The 3,854-nt window shown below is 42.1% G+C and carries 2 protein-coding genes and 1 pseudogene; all 3 read right to left on the bottom strand.

The window, feature by feature from the left end; translation table 11 throughout:
• A pseudogene (locus ACJB0T_RS21780) lies at nucleotides 1–682 on the bottom strand (hypothetical protein); the annotation flags it as partial.
• Nucleotides 682–2,427 (bottom strand): hypothetical protein, encoded by a 1,746-nt coding sequence (locus tag ACJB0T_RS21785; protein WP_479289704.1) that lies wholly within the window; start codon nucleotides 2,425–2,427, stop codon nucleotides 682–684. The gene ACJB0T_RS21785 and the pseudogene ACJB0T_RS21780, both read right to left, overlap by 1 nt.
• On the bottom strand, nucleotides 2,420–3,742 hold the full coding sequence (locus tag ACJB0T_RS21790; protein ID WP_479289702.1) for a tyrosine-type recombinase/integrase: 1,323 nt from the start codon (nucleotides 3,740–3,742) through the stop codon (nucleotides 2,420–2,422). Before ACJB0T_RS21790 ends, ACJB0T_RS21785 begins: the two co-directional genes overlap by 8 nt.
• Nucleotides 3,743–3,854 lie beyond the last annotated feature (112 nt).

The raw sequence follows: 3,854 nt of genomic DNA on the forward strand, positions 1-3,854 counted from the left end.
TGTAAGGGTGCGCTCCTTCAATAAGCTCAATGGCTTTACCATAAATGGCATCGCATAATCGCTCAGGAATGGTCAGGGTTTGCTGCATCTCAGTAGCGTTGAGTTTTTTCGCTATTTTCTTGGCTTCGATTGGTTTTAAGTTATGCTCAACCCTATGCCATGAAGTGTCTTTGATAATGCCATTCACAGCGCCAAGTGACTTTTCGATTGAAACTTGAGCGGATTCTTCTTCGACCAAATAGGATTCAAGCTCTGACCATTTTGATGCGGCAGAAAGGGCGCTGATAGAGCTGTAATTACACTCAATGAGGTGGCAATAAACCCTGCGGATATTTGCAAGCCTTGAACTTAAACCCGAAAATTTCAGCGCTTTGCGACCTTGTGGGTTTTTATTAAAAAGCCAGCCGTAGGTAAATAGCTTTAACTCTCGCTGTAACTTTGGATGGTCATCAAGATAGTTAAATCTAAGGTAATTTTTAGCACCCACTTTGTTTCGAGCAAAAGGGAAACAGTACCAATCACTATCACCGAAAGTCGCTGTCACGTTGCCTGATTCGTCCTTGCAGATTCCGACCTTATCAAGTTCATCAAAGCGTTTTTCATGATAGAGCGTGACAACATCGACTTCTTCTACTTTATGTTTTTCAGGGAAACCATCTAAATATAAGTGTTGAACTGGCATTACACGGCCTCCTGTTGACGGTTAGGGGTTAAGAAAAGAATCGACTCAGGCTCATCCCATGCAGGGTGAAGTCCATCGTCATTGAGCTTTTCTTCGGCTTGTTTCAGGATTTTAGCGTTGATATTGGGAAGGATTTTAGAGTCAATGAATACCATAACCTGCTCAAAATTCTTACGGTAATGGTGAGCATCCAAATGAAGATACAGTGACTCTTCAATACATGCCCTAAATGACAGTAAGCACCATATATCGGCAACGGATTGAACCACGACCTGACTAGGGCAACCAAAACACCCCAACAAATCAGCACAAGCCAGTCGCTCTCCCTCCTTGGCTAACCCTTGTTTTTTTGCCTTCTTCGTGTATTTCTCTGATTTGCCACCGAAGGGATCACGACAACTGCCACCATTGGATGTGCGGCTAAGGTTGGGTATATCAATCGCATTTTCTTTTTCTATCACAAGCACATCAATACCAAGGCTTTCCCTTGCTTCTTCTGCGCCAACACCGCCCTTTATTTGTTCTTCTCGAATTGCCAAAGTATCTTGAAGCATGCCATTGTTGCTTTGCTTATTCCCCTCGCTGTAATGCTTTTTTCGTACATTTGGCGTATTCCCAAGCATGATGTTATTTGCTATCTCGCCCTGATGGTAAGCGGTTAATTGTGCGCCTGTTTCACGAAATCGACTCACTACAGGGCGCAGTTGTCGTCCCATTTGGTCGGTGAAAGTAAAGTGCTTTTCTACCCAACATTTTAGGAAGCGTTGCAGGGTTGTTCTTTTAATTGACTGCACCTTTTTTGAGGCGATAGTTTGCAGTAACAATGCCTCATCATCACTAGACACTAATCGAGAAGCCTCAAGTAAATTATCGAAAAAATCCATCGAGTATTTTGGAATTTCAAGTTCATGCTCACCCATTTCAACACGAATAGTTTTAAACGCTCTGCGTTTAAATGCTGGCATTGTATACCACACTTCACCAACGGTGGTTGAAGCGTTCTCAGGTTGCTTGAGCTTAAATAAATCGCTTGTGTTTGCGTAGGTGTAATACGCCATTAAAAACGTAGCGGCTGACATCATTTTGCTGATAGCGCCACATAATTGATACTCGCTCCCTTTCCACTGAAAGATCATGGTCGGTGTGCTTTTGTGCGCTTTAATGTGCTTTTCAGGGTTCTCTATAAACTGCTTGTGCGTTTGCTTGAACAGTGCACGTAAGAAAGGGAGTATCTGCTTTAAATCGCTCCGCGTGTAAGCCTCAAACGACTCTTTATCCTCGTTGCCACGCACCACAATGTTATTAAAATAGGAGCGAGGTAAATCGAGATATTGAGTAAAAAGAGTCATCATTGATGAATGAAATTGCTTATAGTAGCTATTTTTGAGTTGCCCCAACATGACACGTTCATTTAGATGGCTCATGTAACCTTCAATTGAAGGTTGAGTAAACGCTTCAACCTCTGCTTTATCACACCATCGCAGGTATTGAGATGCCTTTAAAAAGAGGCCGTAAAGTCTGTGGTGACTTCCTCCTTCCTCAATAGCCTCAACAAATCGAGCTTTCAATTGAAGGATGAAACCCTCTCTATCGACATGTTCAAAGTCTTGCCCTAGCTGCATCGATTTGGTTGATGGAAAGTGTTTCACCAAAAAGCGATTAAAATCCGCTCGCAGATTCTCCGCAGTGTCTAACTGAATGCACAGGTCGGGATTCCAGTCATGAAGGTACGTGACATTACTCATCATCACCCTCCAAAACTTCGTGCATGATGCTGTCTAATATGCCGAATTTCACCTTGAAGGCTTCTTTGCGTTTCAGGTAACGCAGATACTTCCAAGTAGTCGATTCATTCTTATGCCCCATCCAACTCATGAGCAGTTCCATACACTCCACAACAGGTAATCCAGCTTCGAGAAGGTCATTCAGGCGATACGTGCCATACGTTGAACGAAAATCATGAAAGCGATGCTCAAAAGCAGGGTGCGTTTGTTTAATTACCTTTCTTAATTCTGACCATCTAGCCTCAATGGACTTAGGCGATACAGGGTTGCCTTGCTCACTCACAAACAAGGGTTCATGGCTCAAGCAAAACTCTAGTGCCTCAACCGCTTCGTAGCTTAATCCTTTTGCTGATTCTTCTAGGTTATCAAGCTTGGCATTTAGCTTAATGACTCGCTTCAAGCGTCTCTCAGAAGTACGATAAGTATCTAGCTTATTAAGTAAGGTCTTTGATATTTCAATTGTTCTTTCTTTGCCATGTTTCGTTTGAACACCGTTTCGATGAGGTGAAACCGTTATCTCATAGCGATGCTCTGATTCAGCAAGCGGTTTAGCAATATCAAGGGCATCAAGCGTTAATGTGGCGACCTCTTGAATTCGAAGTCCAGTATCAATGGAAATTAAAATTTGAAGCCCTAGCTCTTCGGAGGCGACAGGCAGATAAGTGGTCAGTGTTGATAAATCATCCTGACTTAATGGTGTTAATGGCCGAATGTTTTTACTGTCATTGTCCCTTGGCACCTTGATTCTTAAATCACTGGTTTCAACAATGAATCTTGGAGTAGTATGCGCCAACATGTCAGTTCGCTTAACGGATACGAACTCCATTTTAAAGGGTGCTTCTTTCTCATTCTTAATCTTTAGATAACCGTCATGCATCAACCACTTATAGTAATTAACGACTTGGTTCATGCGTACACTCGCTGTGGAATGAGCAAGCTCTCCTTTTTTGATTAACTTCAATAAATGAGAGCGGAATAAGTAAGTTGGCTTTAAGCGCTGGACAGGAGGGAAGACGTCCCATTGAAGATTTTTATCCTCAAGGAATTGATAGTAGTCCTTTAAAGCTTGAGCGCAGGGCTGTAAGTCTATCGCTTGCTTGACTGCCTTTTGATAGAAGAAGTAGCTGTTGGCTTGGTGATTAAATTCACCGCTTTCAGAATAAAGCGTTGGCAGCGAACCAATATTATCAGTGGTAGGTGTAATAGAACAGTGTCCATCACTTATAGAGAGATTTGTTTCTTTAAAAACGTCACTAGATTTAATTAAAAACGCCATAAAATCCTCATGGAAAAAAACTGACCATACATACAGTATGGTCAGTGGTGATTTGTTTTCCAGATTTATCTATGCGTGTAAGATGCTTTTCCTACGCTAACCTGTCATAGTA

Source organism: Vibrio sp. CB1-5 (assembly GCF_059412285.1).

Excerpts from the sequence above, each read along its gene's own strand:
- ACJB0T_RS21790 (WP_479289702.1), bottom strand. The coding sequence starts at position 3,742 with ATGGCGTTTTTAATTAAATCTAGTGACGTTTTTAAAGAAACAAATCTC.
- ACJB0T_RS21785 (WP_479289704.1), bottom strand. The coding sequence starts at position 2,427 with ATGAGTAATGTCACGTACCTTCATGACTGGAATCCCGACCTGTGCATT.